The following is a 16,780-nucleotide window of genomic DNA, read 5'->3' as shown; positions in this document are numbered from 1 at the left end:
CCCCGTGGGTTCGCTAACAAAATTTGCATCAGTTCCTCCTGCGTTCAGCCCGGTTCATTAACCCATCATGGCTCAACGCTAATAATCTCTACTTCAAAAATCACCGTTTGTCCGGCCAACGGGTGATTAAAATCGATGGTGACTGTTGGACCTTCAACTTTACGAACAATTCCCGGTAAATCGGTACCATCCGGTTGAGTAAAAGCCAAAATGGCTCCAACTTCCGGTTTGGTTTCATCGTTAAATTTTGCCGAATCAACATAATAATAGTTGTCCGGGTTCGGTTCACCAAAGGCGTCTTTAGGCTCTAAAGTGAACTCACGTTCCGCCCCTTCGCGCAGCCCTACCAGGCACGCTTCAAAGTTTTCGGTCAGGTTGCCATCACCCATCCGGAATCTGGCAGGCTTACCAGACATTTTTGTGCTGTCTGCAACCGAGCCATCGGCCAGTTTAATGGTGAAGTGCATAACCACTTCTCGTCCGTGTTCTATAGGTAAACGACTCAAACGAAACTCCTTACTGCCCGTGACCGTTCTCGGCTTTGTCCCGACGGTTATCAAAAAAAGCTTCCAACAACATGAGTGCGGCACCAATAGTAATGGCCATGTCGGCTACGTTAAAGGCCGGCCAGTGCCACCCCTGATAATGAACATCAAAAAAGTCGATAACATAACCATACATTAAACGGTCTGCTACGTTACCAATAGCCCCGGCCATAATTAGGGAAAAGGCTAAATTTTGGCGCCATAAACCCACTGAGTTGCGGCGCATCCAAATTAGCAGCACCACGCTGATGGCAATAGCAATGGCAGTAAAGAACCAACGTTGCCAACCGCCACCGTCACTTAAAAAACTAAACGCCGCACCGTAATTATGCACGTAAGTTAAATTGAATAGCCCGTCAATTAAAACTCGGCTTTCATAAAGCTCAAACTCACCCGCCACCCAAATTTTAGTAATTTGATCAATAACCACCAGCAACAACGTCAGCCACAAAAAACGCAGCCCAGTCGCACGGTTGGTCTGGTTAGAAAAATCAGGCAAAACGACGCTCCTCACCTTCACCTTCAATATTAGTTACGCAGCGCTGGCATAAATCAGAGTGGCTATCTAAAGTCCCCACCTCTTCGCGATGATGCCAGCAACGCTCGCACTTCTTGTATTCAGATTTTGTCACACTAACGGCCAAAGCCATTTTCTCCGCTTTAACGGCGTCAGCAGGTGCGTCATTAATAGAGGCCACTTGCGCTTCCGATGTCAGCAGTGCAAAACGCAACTCTTCACCCAAACGATTCAAAGCTGTCGCCAGTTTATCATCAGCGTATAATGTGACTTCTGCCTGTAACGAACCACCGATAACATCATCCCGGCGTGACTGTTCCAGCGCCTGGTTAACGACATCACGAATTTCCAGTAACTGCATCCAGAACTCGTTTTCATCGTCTTTAACACCAGAAAACTCATCAAAGCCCTGATACCAGCTTTCAGTAAAGACATACTGGCTGCGTCCGTTTGGCAACAAGTCCCAAATTTCCTGAGCAGTAAAGCTGCAAATTGGTGCCATCCAGCGGACTAATGCTTCGGCGATATGATACAGCGCCGTCTGGCATGAGCGCCGCGCTAAACCTTCCGATTTTGCGGTGTACTGGCGGTCTTTAATAATATCCAGGTAAAAGCTGCCCAGTTCAATGGAGCAGAAATGCATAAGCTTTTGCACCACACTATGGAACTGGTAGTTATTGTAGGCTTCCAGCAACTCTTGTTGTAAGTCCGCCGCACGCCCGACAATCCAGCGATCCAGTTCAACCATATCTTCTTTGGCAACCAGGTCCTGTTTAGGGTCAAAACCGCTTAAGTTCGCGAGCAGAAAGCGCGAGGTATTACGAATACGACGATACGCATCCGCTGAACGCTTAAGAATTTCATCAGAAACCGTCATTTCGCCAGAGTAATCTGCTGACGCGACCCATAAGCGAAGAATGTCTCCGCCAAGCTTATTCATCACGTCCTGCGGAGCAACCACGTTACCGATAGACTTCGACATCTTCCGGCCCTGCGCATCCACTGTAAAGCCATGGGTTAATACTTGGTGATACGGCGCTTCGTCATACATTGCAACACCGGTAACCAGCGAACTCTGGAACCAGCCGCGATGCTGATCCGAGCCTTCCAGGTACAAATCGGCAGGCCAGCGTAAGCCGTCAAACTCACGCAATACGCAATGGTGCGTCACACCGGAGTCAAACCAAACGTCTAAAGTATCGGTAACTTTGCGGTATTGATCAGCTTCGTCACCCAGCAGCGTTTCAGGTTCTAAGTCGAACCAGGCCTGAACACCTTCTTTTTCAATCAGCTGAGCGACTTTTTCCATCAGCTCCAGTGTATTTGGGTGGAGTTCATCAGTTTCGCGATTGACGAAAATGGCAATGGGGTTACCCCAGGTACGCTGACGAGAAATACACCAGTCAGGGCGCCCTTCTACCATAGACTCTATGCGGCTTTGCCCCCACTCAGGGAACCATCCCACTTTCTTAATTTGCTCTAAAGCGCCTGCGCGCAAACCTTTCTTGTCCATGCTAATAAACCACTGCGGCGTCGCACGGAAAATAATTGGCGTTTTATGGCGCCAGCAATGCGGGTACGAGTGACGGTAGCTTTCGGCATGCATCAAATTGCCCACTTCGCGCAACTTATCAACAATAGGCTCGTTCGCTTTAAACACATGCTGTCCGGCGAACAGTGGCGTATCGTCTTTGTACACGCCGTTATCACCCACCGGATTGTAAACTTCAATGCCGTATTTCTGACCCACCAAAAAGTCGTCAACACCATGACCCGGTGCCGTGTGGACACAGCCTGTACCGCTCTCGGTAGTCACATGGTCACCCAAAATGATCGGAACTTGCAGTTCAAACAACGGATGCTGCAATTGCAGGCCTTCCAAATCTTTACCTTTGCAGAAACCCAGTTTGTGGTAGTGAGTGATGTTCCAGCGCTCCATGCAGTCGCTAACCAAATCGTCAGCCAAAATCACACGCTCGGCAGGTTGATCATCGCTGGCTTCAACTTGTACTAGGGTATACTCGAGTCCTTCGGCCAGAGTCACCGCACGGTTAGCAGGAATGGTCCACGGCGTGGTGGTCCAGATAACCATGCTGACATTACCTTCACCCACATGCCCTTCCGGCGTGCTAAAACGGTCAACCGTTTCAGCCGTAGCTGCAACCGGCATACGCACATCAATAGCAGGCGAGTTTTTATCCTGATATTCCACTTCCGCTTCCGCCAGCGCGGAGCCACAGTCTGTACACCAGTGAACCGGTTTAAAGCCCTGATGCATATGACCGTTATCAATAATTTTTGCCAGCGCCCGAACGCTGTCAGCTTCCTGCTTAAAGTTCATAGTCAGGTAGGGGTTGTCCCAGTCGCCAAGCACGCCCAGACGTTTAAAGTCGGTGCGTTGCTGGTCAATTTGGGTCATAGCGTATTCACGACACTTTTCGCGGAACTCAGCCAGGTTCAGTTTTTTACCCGGCTTGCCGTGTTTTTTCTCTACCTGCAGTTCAATTGGCAGGCCGTGACAGTCCCAGCCCGGTACGTAAGGCGCGTCGAAGTCGCTTAAGGTTTTTGCCTTAACAATAACGTCTTTTAAAATTTTATTTACGGCGTGACCAATGTGAATTTGCCCGTTCGCATACGGAGGGCCGTCGTGCAGAATAAATTTTGGCTTGCCTGCTTTGGCTTCACGAATTTGACCGTACAGGTCAGTTTCATACCATTGCTCCAGCATCTTTGGCTCGCGCTGAGCCAGGTTACCGCGCATTGGAAATGCTGTTTCTGGCAAGTTTAAGGTGTGTTTGTAATCACTCATGGGTCACTGTTTCCATTTCCGCATAGTTACTGACTCCGGCACGCTAATGCATCGCGTGCGCGGGCGGCATCTTTTTCAATTTGTTCTTGTAAATGCTGCAACGACGCAAAACGTTGCTCGTTACGCAATTTGGCCACTGGTGTGACCGTCATCTGCTGACCGTACAGATTGCCTGAAAACTCAAACAAATGCACCTCCAGCTGTACTTCGTCGCCATTTAATGTTGGCCGGGTTCCCAGGTTGGCAACGCCGGAATGTATTTCTTCGTCTTTACCAAACTGAGCTGTTACTGCAAACACCCCATGTAACGGGCTTTTTAAACGTTTTAACGGCACATTTGCGGTAGGAAAACCAATAGTTCGGCCATTTTTGCGTCCGTGTACGACTTTTCCACATATTTGATAAGGCCGCCCGAGCATTTGTTCCGCCTGTTCAAAGTCGCCTTCCTCTAATGCCTGACGAATAGCGGTACTGCTAACACGTTGTTGTTGCTGACGGTAACTGCGGGTATCGACCACCTCAAACCCTAGTTCTTTACCGGCTTTTTGCAGCAACTCGAAGTCACCTTCTCGCTTGTTGCCAAAACGAAAGTCATCGCCCACGACCAAAAACTTAACGCCTAACTTACCCACCAGAGTCTGTTCAATGAACTCGCGGGCTGGCTGGCTGGCAAACTTCTTATTAAATTCAATAACAATATGCCGGTCGACATTTTGTGCCTGTAAGGCGAGATATTTTTCACGCCAGTTAGTTAACCGTGCAGGCGCTTTTTCAGGCTGGAAAAGCTCTTGCGGTTGAGGCTCAAAGGTCATAACCGCGGATGGCACACCCAACTGCTGAGCTTTTTCCCGAACCTGACTCAGCACCGCCTGATGCCCCAGATGAACACCATCGAAATTACCTATGGTCAATACGCAACCACAATGTTCAGCTCTGAGATTATGAGTACCGCGAATCAGTTCCATGCCCGCACAATCTTAATGTTTTCCGGAAAAGACGCGATTATAACTGATACCGAGGCGATAATCAGTACTCGCGGGCACGGAAATGTCTTGGTCTCATGCCAGTGATAACCAACACACCAATATAAATAGCGGCGCCGAATCCTATCACCTGAGCCAAAAGCCAGGGGCGCTCAACCAACGAGCTGGTACGCCAGGCACTAATGTCCGGACTCAACCAGAATACACCGGCTATCATCGCCGTTGTAGCAAACAGCACTTGTAGTATAAAGCGCCCGGTGCCGGGTTGTTTTTTTAGCACGCCTTCACGCCATAACGTAACGCCCAACAACCCGGCGTTAATAGCCGCAGACGCCGCCGTTGCCAGTGCCAGGCCGACATAGCTAAATGGAATAGCCAAGGCAATGTTAAACACCATGTTCGCCGCCATAGCAATAATGCCGTATTTCACCGGGCGCTTAGTGTCCTGGCGTGAGTAAAAGCCCGTTGCCAGAACTTTTACCATCATAAAACTTAGCAACCCGGTGGAATAGGCCATAAGACTGTAAGACGCCATACGCGCATCGTCCGGGCTGAAGGCGCCGTGCATGAACAACACCATAAGCATGGGCTCCGCTAATACAAAAAGCCCCGCCATGGCCGGTACACCCAGTAATAGCACCATACGAATACCCCAATCCAGCGTAGCACTGAAGTTTTCAGTCGATTTATCCACATGACGTGATGAAAGCGCTGGCAAAATAACCGTAGCAATGGCAATGCCAAATAGCCCAAGTGGGAATTCCAGTAACCGATCCGAGTAGTAAAGCCAGCTAATGGAGCCGGTCATTAAAAAGCTGGCAATAAGGGTATCCAGAAGTAAATTGATTTGGCTAACCGATACCCCAAAAATAGCCGGCAGCATCAGTTTCCGAATTTTAGTAACGCCCGGGTCTTTCCAGCCCCACTGTGGTTTAACCAATAATCCCGCTTTTTTCAGAAAGGGCAACTGAAATAACAGCTGGATAAAACCACCGAAAAATACACCCCAGGCCAGTGCATATTCCGGTTGTTCAAGCTGGGGGGCCAACCAGATAGCCGCCGCAATAATAGCTACATTCAAAAATACCGGTGTAAAAGCGGCTACCGCAAACTTGCCCAGCGTATTGAGTATGGCTCCGGCCATAGCGGCGAAACTGATAAACCATAAATAAGGAAAGGTAATGCGGAGCAAGTCGCTGGCGAGGACAAACTTTTGTCCCTGCGGGCCGTCATTCCACCAGTCTAAAAACCACCCCATACCAAAAAGCGCCGCCACAACCGGGGAAGCTACCACACCGAAAATGGTGACCACAGTCACAATAGTACCTAAGGTGCCCGAGACCCGGGCAATAAGTAATTGCTGATCGGGCAGTTCTTTGCCCTGCTTGTACTCCGTGAGCACCGGTACAAAAGCTTGGGCAAAAGCGCCCTCAGCAAATAACCGGCGTAAAAAGTTGGGGATTTTATTAGCAAAAAAGAACACATCCGCCGCAGCGCCGGCTCCCATCAGGTTGGCAATAACCACATCGCGCACTAAACCCAATACGCGCGAGATCAGGGTCATCGCGCTGACGATAAAACCTGAGCGGAGTAAAGCTTTTGACACGAGAGATCCTTTCGGCTGACAGCTAAGTTTCTGTTTTTGATTGTAACTGAGACCAATGACGGATGCTATTTTATCAAAACCTCAATTAAAGCACTGAGTTTTTCCCTTTTCACTGTTGACTTTTACAGCAGAAAAGGCATAATCTGCGGCCTTTATAAGAGAAGCGTTCTGTTAATGAATTTAGGAGTTCACCTTGGCTAACATTAAGTCTGCTAAAAAGCGTGCGATCCAGGCCGAGAAAAATCGCCGCCACAATGCAAGCCGTCGTTCAATGATGCGTACTTACCTTAAACGTGTAATCGCAGCTATTGATAAAAAAGATAAAGATGCAGCAAGTACTGCAATGAAAGACGTAACCCCAATGCTGGATAGTTACGCGACTAAAGGTCTTATCAGCAAAAACAAAGCGGCACGTCATAAGAGCCGTTTAAATGCTAAGATCAAAGCACTGTAAGAAGAATTACTGACCTGGGCTTAGGCGCAGGGAAAGAAAAACCGGCTTTTGAGCCGGTTTTTTTGTTTCTAATATTTATTTGGTAAAGCTTCCATTAGCTCACCTACCTTTGCTCGCACTTTTTTGTCTCTTAGCTGCAGCGCTAGGTTCAGATGACTTACAAGCTCTGCATGCTCCGCTAACTGCTTTGGAATTTTCTCATAGCTGGCTAACCATTCAGCCACTTCACTCCATTGCCATAATGGCTGTTTACCTGTTAAACGATAAAAAGGCGATGGAAAGTCACCACTCCCTCTCTTACCCTCTTTTAACAGAGAAATAGACTGCTTAGTTAAGTCGCTTCGCTCCGCAATATCACTAATACCGACGTAACCACCTGCATCAACGACTGTTACTCGACAGTCGCTCAATGATTCCACCTGTTGAATGGCCGACAGCACCGCGTCCTGAAAGCTTTTAGCTTCCCGGTCGAACTGCAAATAAACTGTTGAGCCATAAAAGCACACCAATGCATCATCACAGCCTGCGCTATAAAGCTTGTCTTCCAACAGCGGAGTGCGGTTAGAAATACCACCTAAGACAAGAGAAAAATTGTAGGTGTTCATGGTTTTAACTCCTCGCAGGCAATGACTTGTCGAACTATTTGCTTAGCATGGTTATAAGGATTTCTTGGCGTTGACCAAACACTAATCTGATGTTGCCGATGCCCTTTTCCACATTTTAAGCGTCCAAAAGCATGACCTTTACTTAACTTAAATGTCCAGCCATAGACTAAGGCGAAGTCAATAGCTGCCTGAATTTCCTTATTCGGGTGTTTTTTGATATTAGACTCCATTATTAACCGGATGTTGACAGTTGTCAACACGCTAAAAGAAGTTAATAGTCTAGTTCACATTTAATGAGTGGGGAGTAAATTGAGAGGTAACTTACAAATCGATACTGACTTGCTAGCCATAGATAATGGCATAAAATAGGTGCGTATGAGTAACAACCAATACAGCAATAAGATAAAAGGACTTACCATGACAAAAAATCATATTCCAGCGATTGCCAAAGAAGCGTTGTCTGACCTATTACAAGAGCCAGGCGGCATTCTTTACAGCAGTCACGAAACATTGAAACCAGGCAGTGTGTATTTACTCGGCTTCAATCCCGGTGGAAATGGCGGAAATCCCCTAAAGGAAAGCATTGATTCAATGCTCTCTAATAACAAAAACGCCTATCTTGATGAAGAATGGGCCAATGGAAGCGGTTCGTGGAAAGCTGGAGAAGCCCCGCTTCAAAAAAGAGCTCAATGGTTACTCAGCGAGCTTGACCTGAACCCAGCGGATGTCTGTGCTAGCAACCTAATTTTTGTACAAAGCCGCAAAGCGAACGACATTAGCTTTTCTCTCGCGAAACAATGCTGGTCTGTTCACGAAGCTATTCTGGAAATCGTACAGCCCAAACTGATTATTGCGTATGGTAATTCAGCCGACTCTCCATACGGATACTTGCACACGATGTTTGGAGGTGAGCAAGAGCATATCCCGTCCGGTCACGGCACCTGGGTAGCCAAAGGTTTTCAGTGTCACATCAATGGTAAACCAGTATATGTGGCAGGCTTGCCACACCTGAGCCGCTATTCCCCTGTGGGGAAACCTCATATTGTGGAGTGGCTGGCGGAGCATTTATAAAGAGAACAAACGGTTTGATAGGGTCAATTTTTCGCCGTGCCGTTGCTCTGGTCGGCACGTGTTCCAGTAACAGTTTAATAAAATGTTCCACCAAATTGCATTAGTTAAAGACATAGCATACTCTGCCGATTACAATTTATAATTAATTTGGCGTCGTAAAAGTAAATAACGTGGATAATATTTTATCGTTAATTGGTCGCGATCGAGAGCTATTCTCTGGCGATATCCAACATCACGAAATGGAACTTTGCGAACAAGTTTCTTCTTCCAGCTTCCTTGTTTTAGGTGGCGCAGGTTCAATTGGCCAGGCGGTCGTTAAAGAAATCTTTAAACGCTCTCCTAAACGGCTTCATGTCGTTGATATTAGTGAAAACAACTTAGTTGAGCTGGTCAGAGATGTCCGTAGCTCGCTGGGCTATATCAATGGCGACTTTAAAACCTTCGCTCTGGATATTGGCTCATTGGAGTTCGAAGCTTTAATGAACCACTACGGGCAGTATGATTATGTCCTCAACTTATCCGCTTTAAAACATGTTCGTAGCGAAAAAGATCCATTCACATTAATGCGGATGCTTGACGTTAATATCTTCAATACCGACAAAAGCATTGAACACGCGATTAAACATGGCAGCCAAAAGTATTTTTGTGTTTCAACCGACAAAGCAGCGAACCCAGTCAACATGATGGGGGCGTCAAAGCGAATCATGGAAATGTTCTTAATGAGGCGCAGTGAACAAGTGGGTATATCAACAGCTCGTTTCGCCAATGTCGCATTTTCTGATGGCTCGCTCTTGCATGGTTTTAACCAACGTATTCAGAAAAGGCAGCCGATTGTTGCGCCCAACGATATTAAACGCTACTTCGTTACTCCGAAAGAGTCAGGCGAATTGTGCCTTATGTCCTGTATTTTCGGCGAAAACAGAGACATCTTTTTTCCAAAGCTGAGCGAAGCTCTGCACCTAATTACTTTTTCTGAAATTGCCGAGAAATACTTGCTCAGCCGCGGTTATGAACCTTACCTCTGTAGCTCTGAAGATGAAGCCAGAGAGCTCATCAAAACCTTTCCGGAGCAGGGCAAGTGGCCCTGCCTTTTCAGTTCCAGTGATACCACGGGTGAAAAAGACTTCGAAGAGTTTTTCACCGACAGTGAAGTGCTGGATATGGAGCGCTTCAGTAACATCGGGGTGATTAAAAATAACGCGGTTTACGATGAAAAGCTGTTACAGCATTTTACGGACAGAATCCAGAAGCTGCGCAGCGCAAAGTCCTGGACCAAAGACGACATCGTCAAATTATTTCATGAAATGATACCTGGGTTCGGCCATAAAGAGACCGGTAAATATCTTGACAGCAAAATGTAATTAGAGAGCAGCATGCCACATCATTTAAGTAAGTTTATTCGTTCTCTTTATAAAACAAAGGAATTTATCCCTCTGCACACGCCAACCTTTGGTGAGCAGGAGAAGCTGAACGTGCTGGATACTATTGAGACTACCTTTGTCTCCAGCGTAGGTAAGTATGTTGACGACTTTGAGCGTGCAGTAGAGCTTTTTACCGGTAGCCCGAAGGCCGTTGCAACAGTGAACGGTACGGCGGCCCTGCATACCGCGCTTTATATGGCAGGTGTACAGCGCAACGACTTAGTCATTACCCAGGCCTTAACCTTTGTGGCAACCTGCAACGCCATTCACCATATGGGCGCTGAGCCTGTGTTTGTCGATGTGTCGCGTGAAACCCTGGGGTTGTGTCCGCTGGCCTTAGAATCATACCTCGAAGAAAACGCCCGTGTAGAAGGCGGGCGCTGCGTTCATAAACAGTCCGGAAAGGCCATAAAATCGGTGGTGCCTGTGCACACCTTTGGACACCCGGTGCATTTGGATGAGATACAGCGCATCTGCAAAAAATGGCACATCACTTTGGTTGAAGACGCAGCCGAAAGCCTGGGTTCTTATTATAAGGGTAAGCATACCGGCACTGTTGGGGAGTTTGCCGCTTTAAGTTTTAACGGCAATAAAGTGATTACCACCGGCGGTGGCGGCATGATACTTTGTTCAAACGAATCGCATGGCAAAAGAACAAAACATATTACCACCACCGCTAAGGTCTCTCACCCGTATGAGTTTTATCATGACGAACCCAGTTTTAATTATAGGATGCCGAATTTAAACGCGGCCTTGGGTTGTGCGCAAATGCAGCGGCTGCCGTTATTTTTAGAGCAAAAACGGGAACTGGCGAATCAGTATCGCGAGTTTTTTAGAGGCTCCGGCTATGAATTTATTGACGAGCCAGAGCACGGGCGCTCCAACTTCTGGCTGAATGCCATACTGTGTAGCGATAAGTCGGCACGCAACGCACTGCTCGAAGAGCAAAACAGTTCGGGCATAATGTGTCGTCCGGTATGGCAACTGATGCATCGGTTGCCTATGTTCGAGCAATGTTTACGAGGCGATTTGGAAGTATCCGAAGATATCGAAGCCCGTCTCGTAAATGTCCCAAGTTCACCAATTTAATCTTCCTGAATAAAAGCGAAAGACAATACTATGAAGCGAAAAGTTGCGGTTTTCACAGGCACACGAGCGGAGTATGGTTTACTTTATTGGGTAATTAAAGGTTTAGAGGAATCAAGTAAAGCCGACTTACTTTTATTTGCTGGTGGTATGCACCTTTCACCAGAGTTCGGTAAAACGATTAACCAAATAGAAAACGATGGTTTTAAAGTTACAGAACAATTGGAGTTTCTTCTGTCATCTGATAGTCCAGTTGGCATTGCAAAGTCCATGGGGCTTGCAATGATCTCTGCCGCTGATGCTTTTCAAAGAACTAAGCCCGACATGCTTGTAGTACTAGGCGATAGGTATGAAGCGTTAGCCGTTTGTCAGGCGGCCATGATAGCGCAAATACCTATTGTCCATATACACGGTGGCGAGACAACTGAGGGGCTTATTGATGAGGCCGTAAGGCATAGTATAACAAAAATGTCCCACTTACATTTTACGGCCACCGAGGATTACAGAAAGCGAGTTATTCAGTTAGGTGAACCGCCAGCAATGGTATACAATTTTGGAGCACCAGGGGTAGACAGTATAAAAAATCTGAAGCTACTTGAGCGAAACGAGCTTTCAGACGCAATTGAATTTAATGTTTTAGATACACCTTTTATGGTTGTTACCTACCATCCTGTAACCCTTAATAAGGATGGTGCAATTGATGACTTTACAAACTTATTATCAACGTTAGAGAAGTATGAAAACTTCAAGTTCATTATAACGTATCCAAATGCGGACACATTTGGGCGTTCGTTAATTACTCTTCTACAAGAGTTTAAGGAAAAGCATCCTGATAAAGTACTTTTAACTAAATCTTTAGGACAACTCCGGTATTTAAGTGTTCTTAAGAATAGCGAATTAACTATAGGAAATTCATCCAGTGGTCTCATTGAAGCGCCGTCTTTTGGCATTCCTACGGTAAATATTGGGAGGCGGCAAAGAGGAAGAGTTGCAGGTGATACAGTAATAAACTGTGACGGCGATGCAGAATCAATTAAAAGATCTCTTGATAAAGCTTTGTCTTCAAGTTTTAAAAAATTATGCGCTCAGTCAAAAAATCCCTACGGTGATGGAAACAGCTCTAAGAAGATTATCGATACTCTACTGAGTACCGAGTTAGATAATCTGGTTTATAAAAAGTTTTACGATTTAATTTAGGCAATATTTATGAAGATAGGTTTAATAGGATGTGTTCAATCTAGCGAAAATGCGTTAAAAACATTACTAGCGTTACCTAATGTAGAAGTTGCCGCTGTTGTAACTCGCAAGAGTTCGCAAGTTAATAATGATTTTTGTGATTTATCTTCTATTTGTGAAAATGAAAATATTCCTTATCATTATGAAAATCGAAAGGAAAAAAGGTTTTCAACTGAGTTCCTGAAAAACTTTAACCTTGATGTCATTTACTGCATAGGCTGGAGCTATTTACTTGATGAAGAGCTTTTCTCTATGCCTCGCCTGGGTGTAATTGGATTTCACCCCGCAAAGTTACCTCAGAATCGTGGGCGTCATCCCATTATTTGGGCACTTGCTTTAGGTCTCTCTGAAACAGCCTCTACATTCTTTAAAATTGACCGTGGTGTGGATTCTGGGCCAATCTTAAGTCAAGAGGTAATAAAGGTAGACCGAAATGACGACGCAAATTCTTTATACAATAAAGTGACACGTATTGCGGAAAAGCAAATAGTAGAACTCACTGGTGAGCTAGCTGAAGGTAAAGCTGAGTTTGTAAAGCAGGACGAAGATGAAGCAACATATTGGCGAAAACGCACTAGAAAAGACGGACTTATAGATTTCCGTATGTCGGCGGAGGCTATTTACAACCTAGTAAGGGCACTGGCACCTCCTTATCCTTGCGCTGAATTTTTATGTGATGATGTTTTTTATAAAGTAGCTAAGAGCGAGCCAATAAACTCGGGGTATCCAAAAAATATTGAGCCAGGAAAGGTTCTTAAGATAACCGGGAATAACTTACTAATTAAAACTGAGGGAGAGGGCGCAATCTGGTTGCTAGATGTTGATAGCCATACTATTAAAACAGGGGATTACCTTTAATGAAAACAGTACTTGTTATTGCCCCTCATGCCGACGATGAAACTCTTGGATGCGGTGGCACTATGCTAAGACATTTACAGTCAGGTGACAAAGTCTACTGGTTGGTAGTAACAAAAATGTCCACTGATTTAGGTTTTTCTTTGGAACAAATAGAAAGAAGAAAAAAGGAAATCAATTTGGTGTCTAAAGCCTATAGTTTGTCGGGAACATTTGAGCTTGATTTTCCTCCTGCTGGTTTAGATACGCTGGCAAAAGGCGATATAATTAGCGAGCTTGGAAAAGTAATAAGAGAGCTAGCTCCTGAAGTTGTTTATACCCCCTATAGAAATGATGCGCACAGCGATCATGAAATTGTGTATGACGCAACAATGGCTGCAACTAAAACTTTTCGTTATCCGTTTATAGAGCGTGTTTTAGCTTATGAAACGATTTCCGAAACCGATTTCGGCTTAAAGCCTGAAGATGGTGGATTTCGCCCAAATGTGTATGTAGATATCAGTAGCCATATAGAGAAAAAGTTAGAAATACTGGAAATATTTGAATCAGAAATGGGCAACTTCCCTTTCCCCCGCTCGAGAAAAGCCATTGAGTCTTTAACATTTGTCCGAGGTGCGCAGTGTAATAAGCATGCTGCGGAAGCTTTTATGCTGATTAAGGAGGTTTTATGACACTGATAATTGCTGAAGCCGGTGTAAACCATAGTGGCGACGCCCAGCTGGCGCGGGATTTAGTCGCCGCCGCTCATAAAGCCGGTGCCGATATTGTTAAGTTTCAGACCTTTAAAGCCAAGAATCTGGTGACCGAAAAAGCCACTCAGGCAAACTATCAAAAGAAAAATATGGGTAAGGAAGAAAGCCAGCTAGCCATGCTGCAACGCTTGGAGTTAAGCTATGAATTGCATTACGAGCTGGTTGATTATTGCAACAAACTAGGAATAGAGTTTCTCTCTACCGCGTTTGATGATGAGAGCCTCAATTTTCTAGTCAATGACTTAGGGCTAAAACGCCTGAAAGTGCCATCAGGCGAGATAACCAATGCGCCTTTTTTGCTGGCCCACGCGCGAACGCAATGTGACTTAGTTGTTTCTACCGGTATGGCAACCCTGGCTGAAATAGAAACCGCATTGGCCATTATTGCCTTTGGTTATCTCGATAAAACAACAGAAAAACCTGCACCAACGGATTTTGAAGCCGCTTATGCCTCTTCTGAAGGGCTACGGGTGCTGCAGGACAAAGTCACTATTTTGCACTGTACTACGGAGTATCCGGCACCTTTCAATGAGATAAACTTAAACGCAATGGATACGATTCATCAGGCGTTCAAACTTCCTGTTGGATACTCTGATCATAGCGACGGTATTATTATTCCCATTGCCGCGGCGGCAAAGGGTGCAAGCGTTATCGAAAAGCATTTCACTCTGGATCGTAATTTAGAGGGCCCCGACCACAAGGCGTCACTGGAACCTGAACAGTTGAAGCAAATGGTGGCGTCAATTAGGACGGTAGAGAAAGCGCTTGGGGACGGGATAAAACGCCCGACAAAAAGTGAGATCAACAATAAACCGATTGCTCGTAGAAGCTTAGTCGCAGCGCATAGGCTAAAAGCAGGACAAGTCATTACTAAAGATGATATCGCCGTAAAAAGACCTGGCGGAGGACTCTCCCCAGTTTATTACTGGCATATTCAGGGCAAAATCTGTAAACAGAATTATGAAGTTGGAGAACTCATTTTTGAGTGATAAGAAAGTTTTACTCGTTGGTGCCGGTGGCCACGCCAGTGTCTGCCTGGATCTATGCATCCGAAACAATATTTCGTTGTTTGCGGTAGTTTCTCCTGAACATCCCGACGCTGCTTTTAAGCAACTACAGTGGCTCCAAAGTGACAACGATGTATTAGCCTTTGACACAAACGATGTCGTTCTAATTAATGGCCTGGGCAGCCTCCCCTATGATCACAAAAGGCAGGAGATATATCAGTTTTTTGCAACAAGGGGATACGACTTTATGTCAATAAGCGATCCCTCTGCCATTATTTCAGATAATGCAACATTAAACACCGGTGTACAGGTGCTCCCCCGAGCAATTATTAACTCAGGAGCTTTAATTAAAGAGAACAGTATTATCAACTCCGGGGCTATCATTGAGCATGATGTAACAGTTGGACAGCATTGTCATATCGCGCCTGGCGCTAATCTATCAGGCGGTGTTAATGTTGGAAATAACGTGCACATTGGTACGGGGGCAAACATCATTCAAGGACTCACTATTGGTCATAACTCTATTATTGCTGCTGGTGCGACAGTGAATAAATCGATACCCAATAACCATATAGTTTACGCTCCAAAAATGACCGTTACGCCAATAAAGGAAAAGCGATGAGTTACCGTTGGCATAATATTTTATTGAAATCTAATCAGAGCATTCTTGAAGCACTCAAAGTAATAGATAATGCGGCTTTAAGAATTGCGTTAGTCATTGATGACACTGAACACTTAGTCGGTGTAGTAACTGATGGTGATATTCGCCGACATTTAATAAAAGGTGTCGGGCTTGATGCTCCAGTCGAACATGTTATGAATAAAACGCCTGTAACCGCGCCTCAAAATGTCACCAGAAAAGACGCCGTTAAACTCATGGAATCGAAAGGACTATTAGCAATTCCCTTGGTAGAAAAAGGTAAAGTTGTCGGTCTGGAAACGCTGAATAAAAGTGGTTCAGGCAGAATTTATGAAAACCCTGTTTTTATCATGGCCGGAGGCTTTGGTACCCGCTTACGGCCACTAACCGATAACTGCCCCAAACCTCTGCTTAAAGTGGGTGACAAACCGATACTGGAAATTGTCCTCAACAGCTTTATTCGTTCGGGTTTTAAGAATTTTTATATTTCCACTCATTATTTACCTGAAATGATCAGAGATTACTTTGGCGATGGTTCAAAGTGGAAAGTGAATATTACCTACGTACATGAAGAAGAGCCGCTAGGAACCGGCGGCGCTTTAGGGTTATTACCCAATGATGTCCCCGACCTCCCTTTATTTTTGATAAATGGTGACGTCCTGACCAATGTCGATTTTGAAAAAGTCTTAGAGTTTCATAATAAGCAGAAGGCTCACGCGACAATGTGTGTCAGAGATTACGAGTACCAGGTACCATTTGGTGTCATTCAGGGACAAGACAATAAAGTGATTAACATGCAAGAAAAACCAGTGGAGCACTACTTTATTAACGCTGGTATTTATATTGTCAGCCCGGGACTAAGACGAGCGGTTTCCAAGAACCGATACATCGATATGCCCTCACTACTTGAGTCATCCATTGAACAAGAAAAAGAGGTTGTCATGTACCCGGTACGTGAATACTGGCTTGATATCGGCCGTATTGAGGACTACAAACGAGCGCAGCTCGATATTATCAACCTGGATTTATAATATGAAGAAAATGGCAGTTATTTATAAACTTTCCTCCTATGCTCAAATAATAGTCAGGAATTGTCTATGATTCTCGGTCCACTCCATTAGGCGGGTAGAAGGTGTCTAGAAAAATCAGGCCTAACGATACCCCACATATCTTGGTTTAAATTATACCAACAC

Annotated in this window: 16 protein-coding genes; 10 read left to right on the top strand and 6 right to left on the bottom strand. The window is 45.4% G+C overall.

The features are described 5' to 3' along the window. Window positions 1-65 precede the first annotated feature (65 nt). From fkpB to murJ, 5 genes are all read right to left on the bottom strand, one after another. Window positions 66-506, bottom strand: a complete 441-nt coding sequence (gene fkpB, locus RJ32_RS05125; protein ID WP_034819709.1) for an FKBP-type peptidyl-prolyl cis-trans isomerase — start codon at window positions 504-506, stop codon at window positions 66-68. Between the two features lie 10 nt (window positions 507-516). Further along, on the bottom strand, window positions 517-1,044 hold the full coding sequence (lspA, locus tag RJ32_RS05120) for a signal peptidase II (protein WP_034819706.1): 528 nt from the start codon (window positions 1,042-1,044) through the stop codon (window positions 517-519). Further along, window positions 1,037-3,871: an isoleucine--tRNA ligase gene (gene ileS / locus RJ32_RS05115; RefSeq protein ID WP_034819703.1), complete on the bottom strand. Its 2,835-nt coding sequence runs from the start codon at window positions 3,869-3,871 to the stop codon at window positions 1,037-1,039. The genes lspA and ileS overlap by 8 nt, the downstream gene beginning before the upstream one ends. Window positions 3,872-3,897: 26 nt before the next feature. Then, window positions 3,898-4,836: a bifunctional riboflavin kinase/FAD synthetase gene (gene ribF, locus RJ32_RS05110; protein ID WP_034819700.1), complete on the bottom strand. Its 939-nt coding sequence runs from the start codon at window positions 4,834-4,836 to the stop codon at window positions 3,898-3,900. A 61-nt stretch (window positions 4,837-4,897) separates the two neighbouring features. Then, window positions 4,898-6,460 (bottom strand): murein biosynthesis integral membrane protein MurJ, encoded by a 1,563-nt coding sequence (gene murJ, locus RJ32_RS05105; protein WP_034819697.1) that lies wholly within the window; start codon window positions 6,458-6,460, stop codon window positions 4,898-4,900. 193 nt (window positions 6,461-6,653) lie between these two features. Here murJ and rpsT point away from each other — a divergent pair, with 193 nt between their 5' ends. Further along, window positions 6,654-6,914 (top strand): 30S ribosomal protein S20, encoded by a 261-nt coding sequence (rpsT, locus tag RJ32_RS05100; RefSeq protein ID WP_034819694.1) that lies wholly within the window; start codon window positions 6,654-6,656, stop codon window positions 6,912-6,914. A gap of 68 nt (window positions 6,915-6,982) precedes the next feature. Here the strand turns inward: rpsT and RJ32_RS05095 are convergent, their stop codons facing one another. Continuing rightward, on the bottom strand, window positions 6,983-7,519 hold the full coding sequence (locus RJ32_RS05095) for an AlpA family transcriptional regulator (protein WP_051018732.1): 537 nt from the start codon (window positions 7,517-7,519) through the stop codon (window positions 6,983-6,985). 375 nt (window positions 7,520-7,894) lie between these two features. Between RJ32_RS05095 and RJ32_RS05085 the strand changes: the two genes are divergently transcribed. The 9 genes from RJ32_RS05085 to RJ32_RS05045 all read left to right on the top strand — a co-directional run bounded on the left by RJ32_RS05085 (window position 7,895) and on the right by RJ32_RS05045 (window position 16,618). Then, window positions 7,895-8,590: a uracil-DNA glycosylase family protein gene (locus tag RJ32_RS05085; RefSeq protein WP_235598919.1), complete on the top strand. Its 696-nt coding sequence runs from the start codon at window positions 7,895-7,897 to the stop codon at window positions 8,588-8,590. Window positions 8,591-8,760: 170 nt separating this feature from the next. Continuing rightward, complete coding sequence (locus tag RJ32_RS05080; protein ID WP_034819688.1) at window positions 8,761-9,951, top strand: UDP-N-acetylglucosamine 4,6-dehydratase; 1,191 nt, start codon at window positions 8,761-8,763, stop codon at window positions 9,949-9,951. A 12-nt stretch (window positions 9,952-9,963) separates the two neighbouring features. Continuing rightward, complete coding sequence (locus tag RJ32_RS05075) at window positions 9,964-11,100, top strand: LegC family aminotransferase (RefSeq protein WP_034819685.1); 1,137 nt, start codon at window positions 9,964-9,966, stop codon at window positions 11,098-11,100. Window positions 11,101-11,130: 30 nt separating this feature from the next. Continuing rightward, window positions 11,131-12,294, top strand: a complete 1,164-nt coding sequence (gene neuC, locus RJ32_RS05070) for a UDP-N-acetylglucosamine 2-epimerase (RefSeq protein WP_034819682.1) — start codon at window positions 11,131-11,133, stop codon at window positions 12,292-12,294. Window positions 12,295-12,303: 9 nt separating this feature from the next. After that, window positions 12,304-13,191: a formyltransferase family protein gene (locus tag RJ32_RS05065; RefSeq protein ID WP_034819679.1), complete on the top strand. Its 888-nt coding sequence runs from the start codon at window positions 12,304-12,306 to the stop codon at window positions 13,189-13,191. Continuing rightward, window positions 13,191-13,859 (top strand): PIG-L deacetylase family protein, encoded by a 669-nt coding sequence (locus RJ32_RS05060; protein WP_034819676.1) that lies wholly within the window; start codon window positions 13,191-13,193, stop codon window positions 13,857-13,859. Before RJ32_RS05065 ends, RJ32_RS05060 begins: the two co-directional genes overlap by 1 nt. Next, window positions 13,856-14,929, top strand: a complete 1,074-nt coding sequence (neuB, locus tag RJ32_RS05055) for an N-acetylneuraminate synthase (RefSeq protein ID WP_034819672.1) — start codon at window positions 13,856-13,858, stop codon at window positions 14,927-14,929. The genes RJ32_RS05060 and neuB overlap by 4 nt, the downstream gene beginning before the upstream one ends. Next, window positions 14,922-15,569: an acetyltransferase gene (locus RJ32_RS05050; RefSeq protein ID WP_158511974.1), complete on the top strand. Its 648-nt coding sequence runs from the start codon at window positions 14,922-14,924 to the stop codon at window positions 15,567-15,569. Before neuB ends, RJ32_RS05050 begins: the two co-directional genes overlap by 8 nt. Beyond that, complete coding sequence (locus tag RJ32_RS05045; RefSeq protein ID WP_034819666.1) at window positions 15,566-16,618, top strand: nucleotidyltransferase family protein; 1,053 nt, start codon at window positions 15,566-15,568, stop codon at window positions 16,616-16,618. Before RJ32_RS05050 ends, RJ32_RS05045 begins: the two co-directional genes overlap by 4 nt. Window positions 16,619-16,780 lie beyond the last annotated feature (162 nt).

Origin of the sequence: Idiomarina sp. 28-8 (assembly GCF_000320945.2) — a bacterium.
In the GTDB taxonomy this organism is placed as follows: Bacteria; Pseudomonadota; Gammaproteobacteria; order Enterobacterales; family Alteromonadaceae; genus Idiomarina; species Idiomarina loihiensis.
The sequence above is the reverse complement of the archived record's forward strand: the minus strand, read 5'-3'. Positions and strand labels throughout refer to the sequence as shown.

What these genes read in the sequence shown, in the direction of transcription:
- ribF (WP_034819700.1), bottom strand. Translation starts at nt 4,836, where the DNA reads ATGGAACTGATTCGCGGTACTCATAATCTCAGAGCTGAACATTGTGGT.
- ileS (WP_034819703.1), bottom strand. Translation starts at nt 3,871, where the DNA reads ATGAGTGATTACAAACACACCTTAAACTTGCCAGAAACAGCATTTCCA.
- RJ32_RS05085 (WP_235598919.1), top strand. Translation starts at nt 7,895, where the DNA reads ATGAGTAACAACCAATACAGCAATAAGATAAAAGGACTTACCATGACA.
- RJ32_RS05060 (WP_034819676.1), top strand. Translation starts at nt 13,191, where the DNA reads ATGAAAACAGTACTTGTTATTGCCCCTCATGCCGACGATGAAACTCTT.
- RJ32_RS05045 (WP_034819666.1), top strand. Translation starts at nt 15,566, where the DNA reads ATGAGTTACCGTTGGCATAATATTTTATTGAAATCTAATCAGAGCATT.
- RJ32_RS05065 (WP_034819679.1), top strand. Translation starts at nt 12,304, where the DNA reads ATGAAGATAGGTTTAATAGGATGTGTTCAATCTAGCGAAAATGCGTTA.
- RJ32_RS05095 (WP_051018732.1), bottom strand. Translation starts at nt 7,519, where the DNA reads ATGAACACCTACAATTTTTCTCTTGTCTTAGGTGGTATTTCTAACCGC.
- neuB (WP_034819672.1), top strand. Translation starts at nt 13,856, where the DNA reads ATGACACTGATAATTGCTGAAGCCGGTGTAAACCATAGTGGCGACGCC.
- RJ32_RS05075 (WP_034819685.1), top strand. Translation starts at nt 9,964, where the DNA reads ATGCCACATCATTTAAGTAAGTTTATTCGTTCTCTTTATAAAACAAAG.
- neuC (WP_034819682.1), top strand. Translation starts at nt 11,131, where the DNA reads ATGAAGCGAAAAGTTGCGGTTTTCACAGGCACACGAGCGGAGTATGGT.